We start from the raw sequence: 3,412 nt of genomic DNA, 5'->3' as shown, positions 1-3,412 counted from the left end.
GCCGCCACCCGCGCTGCGCAACGGGGTGCCGACCTGCCCCCGGCACGGCGCCCGGCTCGGTGACGCCGGGCCGCGCCCCCGCACCGAGGTGCTGGCGGTCCGGATCGGTGGCCTGGTCCGGCGGCGGTTCGTGCTCACCGAGGAGCAGCCGGTGTTCATCGGGCGGGCGCCCGAGGCCAGCGGCGGGATCATGCTCGGCCAGTGGCTCAACGACGAGGCCCGGCGCTGGATCAGCCGCAGCCACCTGAAGCTGGAGCTGCGGGTCGGCGAGGTGATCGTGACCGACGTCAGCACCAACGGCTCCGGCATCCGTCCGCACGGGTCGATGACCGAGGCGGAACGGATCCCGCTCGCGCCCAACCAGTCCCGGGTGCTCGGCGGCGCCGACATGATCGAGCTCTACCCGGGCGTCCAGGTCGGCCGCGCCAAGGAACTGCCCACCGGCGCCCCGTTCACCCCCACCTCGGTGATGGCCGAGGCGCCCACCATGGCCATGCGCCTGCCCCGCAACTGACCGAGAAACGACGAGCGGGCGTCGGGACCGTGGTCCCGACGCCCGCTTCGCGCGTACGAGGTCAGCCGGCCAGCACGGCGGCGAGCTGGGCCACCGCGTGGTCGATCTCCTCCTCGGTGATCACCAGCGGCGGGGCCAGCCGGATGGTGGAGCCGTGGGTGTCCTTGGCCAGGACGCCCCGCTCCATCAGCCGCTCACAGGCCTGGCGGCCGCTCATCAGCGCCGGGTCGATGTCCACCCCGGCCCAGAGGCCGCGGACCCGGACGGCGACCAGACCCTTGCCGACCAGCCCCTCCAGGCCGGCGCGCAGCCGCGCGCCCAGCTCGGCGGAGCGGCGCTGGAACTCGCCGGTGGCCAGCAGCCGGACCACCTCGGTGGCGACCGCGCAGGCCAGCGGGTTGCCGCCGAAGGTCGAACCGTGCTGGCCCGGCTTCAGCACCCCCAGCACGTCGGCGTTCGCGGCGACCGCGGAGACCGGCACGATGCCGCCGCCGAGCGCCTTGCCCAGCAGGTACATGTCCGGCACGACGCCCTCGTGGTCGCAGGCGAAGGTGTGCCCGGTCCGGCCCAGGCCGGACTGGATCTCGTCGGCGATGAAGAGCACGTTGCGCTCGGTGCAGACCCGGCGGACGCCCGGCAGGTAGCCCTCCGGCGGCACCACGACGCCCTGCTCGCCCTGGATCGGCTCGAGCAGCACGGCGACGGTGTTCTCGTCGATCGCGGCGGCCAGCGCGTCCAGGTCGCCGTAGGGGACGACCGTGAAGCCCGGGGTGTACGGCCCGAAGTCGGCGCGCGCGTCCTCGTCGGTGGAGAAGCTGACGATGGTGGTCGTCCGGCCGTGGAAGTTGCCCTCGGCGACCACGATGTTGGCCTGGCCGGGGGTGACGCCCTTGACCTGGTAGCCCCACTTGCGGGCGACCTTGACGCCGGTCTCGACCGCCTCGGCGCCGGTGTTCATCGGCAGGACCAGGTCCTTGCCGCACAGCTCGGCCAGCTCCTTGCAGAAGTCGGCGAACTGGTCGTGGATGAACGCGCGGCTGGTGAGCGTCAGCTTGTCGAGCTGCTCGTGCGCGGCGCGGATCAGCGTCGGGTGCCGGTGGCCGAAGTTCAGCGCCGAGTAGCCGGCGAGGCAGTCCAGGTAACGGCGGCCGTCCACGTCGGTGAGCCAGGCGCCCTCGGCCGAGGAGATCACCACCGGCAGCGGGTGGTAGTTGTGCGCGGTGTGCTTCTCCGCGTCCCGTACGGCGGCCGGAGTCCGCAGCATGTCCTCGATCACTTGCTTGCCTTTCCCTGACGGAGTCGCAACGTGCAGCACTTCGGTCCGCCGCCGGCCTTGCGCAGCTCGGACAGGTCGATCCCGATGGTCTCGTAGCCCCGGTCGCGCAGCTTCGCGGCCAGGTCGGTGGCCTGCGCCGGCAGCACCACGTGCCGGCCGTCGCTGACCGCGTTCAGCCCCAGCACCTCGGCGTCGGCCATGGTGGCGTGCACCGCGTCCGGGAAGAGCCGGCGCAGCACCGCCTGGCTGCCGGGGGAGAACGCCTCCGGAAGGTACGCCACGGTCCGCTCGTCGAGCACGGTCAGCGCGGTGTCCAGGTGGTAGAAGCGCGGGTCGACCAGCTGCATCGTGATCACCGGGTAGCCGAAGACCTCCTGCAGCTGCGCGTGCGAGGCGTGCGCGGTGCGGAAGCCGGTGCCGGCCAGCAGGTAGTCGCCGACCAGCAGGACGTCGCCCTCGCCCTCGTTGACGTGCTTCGGGTCGTACATCTCGAAGCCGGCGGCCTCGAACCAGGCGCGGTAGGCGGGCGCCTCGTCGGCGCGCTGCGGGTCGCGGAACTGCACCGCCATGGCCTTGTGGTCGATCACCGTGCCGCCGTTGGCGGCGAAGACCATGTCCGGCAGGCCGGCGACCGGGTCGATCAGCTCGACGGAGTGGCCCAGGTCGAGGTAGGTCTGGCGCAGCTGCTCCCACTGCCGGATGGCCAGGTCGGCGTCGACCGGCGCGGTCGGGTCCATCCACGGGTTGATGGCGTAGTCGACGGCGAAGTACGTCGGCCGGCACATCAGGAAGCGCTGGCTGATGGCGTCCATCGTCATGTCCTGCTCCTGGGGGTCGGCGCGCCCGGCCACCTCGGCCGACGGGCTGGCGCCGTCCGTCAACGGTATGCGGCATCGGCCGACGACATCCACCGCCGAGACTTGCGTACGCCGACGAAACGTTGCGTCTGGCGTCACCCGGGCGGTGATCTGTTGCGTTCCCGCCCGCCACCCGCATGACGAAGGGGCCGCCAACCCCGAAACGGGAGGTGACAGCCCCTCGGACGCGCTTCGGGGGCGGCGAACCGCCGCCCCCGAAAGGATGCGTGCCCGGCTGGTGAACCACCAGACTGATCGGGCGTCGCCGGCGCACCACCGGCGAGCGGAAAGGTGCCCGTCAGAACCGGTCGACAAACTGTGAGTCGAGCCACTCCCGGAACCGGGACACCCAGTCGCCGTCGGCGGTCGGCCAGTCGAACTGGCCGGTCATCGCGACCACCCCGACCACCACCGCGGCCAGGCCCAGCAGGATGCCGATCAGCGCGTCGGTCTTGCCGGCGACGTGCCGCCGCCGGGTCGCCATCAGGCCGAGGACAGACAGCACCGCGCCGGCCGCGCCGACCGCGATGCCGTACCCGGCCAGGGTGCCGGTGAGCACGAACAGGGCACCGACCACGGAGACGATCAGGCCGAGGGTGGCCAGCAGGCTGGCCCGCGGCTTCGGGCCGGCGACCACCGGGGTCTCCCGGCGGGCCTCGTCCCGGTCCGGGACACCGTCGTGGTTCAGGTCGACGGTCCGCTCGGCGGTGGGGTCGGGGAGGGGGCGTGGCCGGCCGGGTGTCCCGGTCCGCGTCGGTGAGCCGG

The 3,412-nt window shown here is 72.8% G+C and carries 2 protein-coding genes and 2 pseudogenes; 1 reads left to right on the top strand and 3 read right to left on the bottom strand.

Annotation, left to right across the window (positions count from 1 at the left end; all coding sequences use genetic code 11):
* Positions 1 to 514 (top strand): annotated as a pseudogene (locus JNW89_RS31645) (FHA domain-containing protein); the annotation flags it as partial.
* A gap of 61 nt (positions 515 to 575) precedes the next feature.
* On the opposite strand, the gene rocD reads toward JNW89_RS31645, so the two are convergent.
* From rocD to JNW89_RS31630, 3 genes and pseudogenes are all read right to left on the bottom strand, one after another.
* Positions 576 to 1,790, bottom strand: a complete 1,215-nt coding sequence (rocD, locus tag JNW89_RS31640) for an ornithine--oxo-acid transaminase (RefSeq protein ID WP_238451856.1) — start codon at positions 1,788 to 1,790, stop codon at positions 576 to 578.
* On the bottom strand, positions 1,787 to 2,641 hold the full coding sequence (ddaH, locus tag JNW89_RS31635) for a dimethylargininase (RefSeq protein WP_375155172.1): 855 nt from the start codon (positions 2,639 to 2,641) through the stop codon (positions 1,787 to 1,789). Before ddaH ends, rocD begins: the two co-directional genes overlap by 4 nt.
* Before the next feature lie 304 nt (positions 2,642 to 2,945).
* Positions 2,946 to 3,412: pseudogene (locus tag JNW89_RS31630) on the bottom strand (hypothetical protein); the annotation flags it as partial.

It is taken from the genome of Micromonospora sp. 4G55, from assembly GCF_016803375.1.
This window is presented reverse-complemented; position numbering and strand designations above follow the sequence as displayed.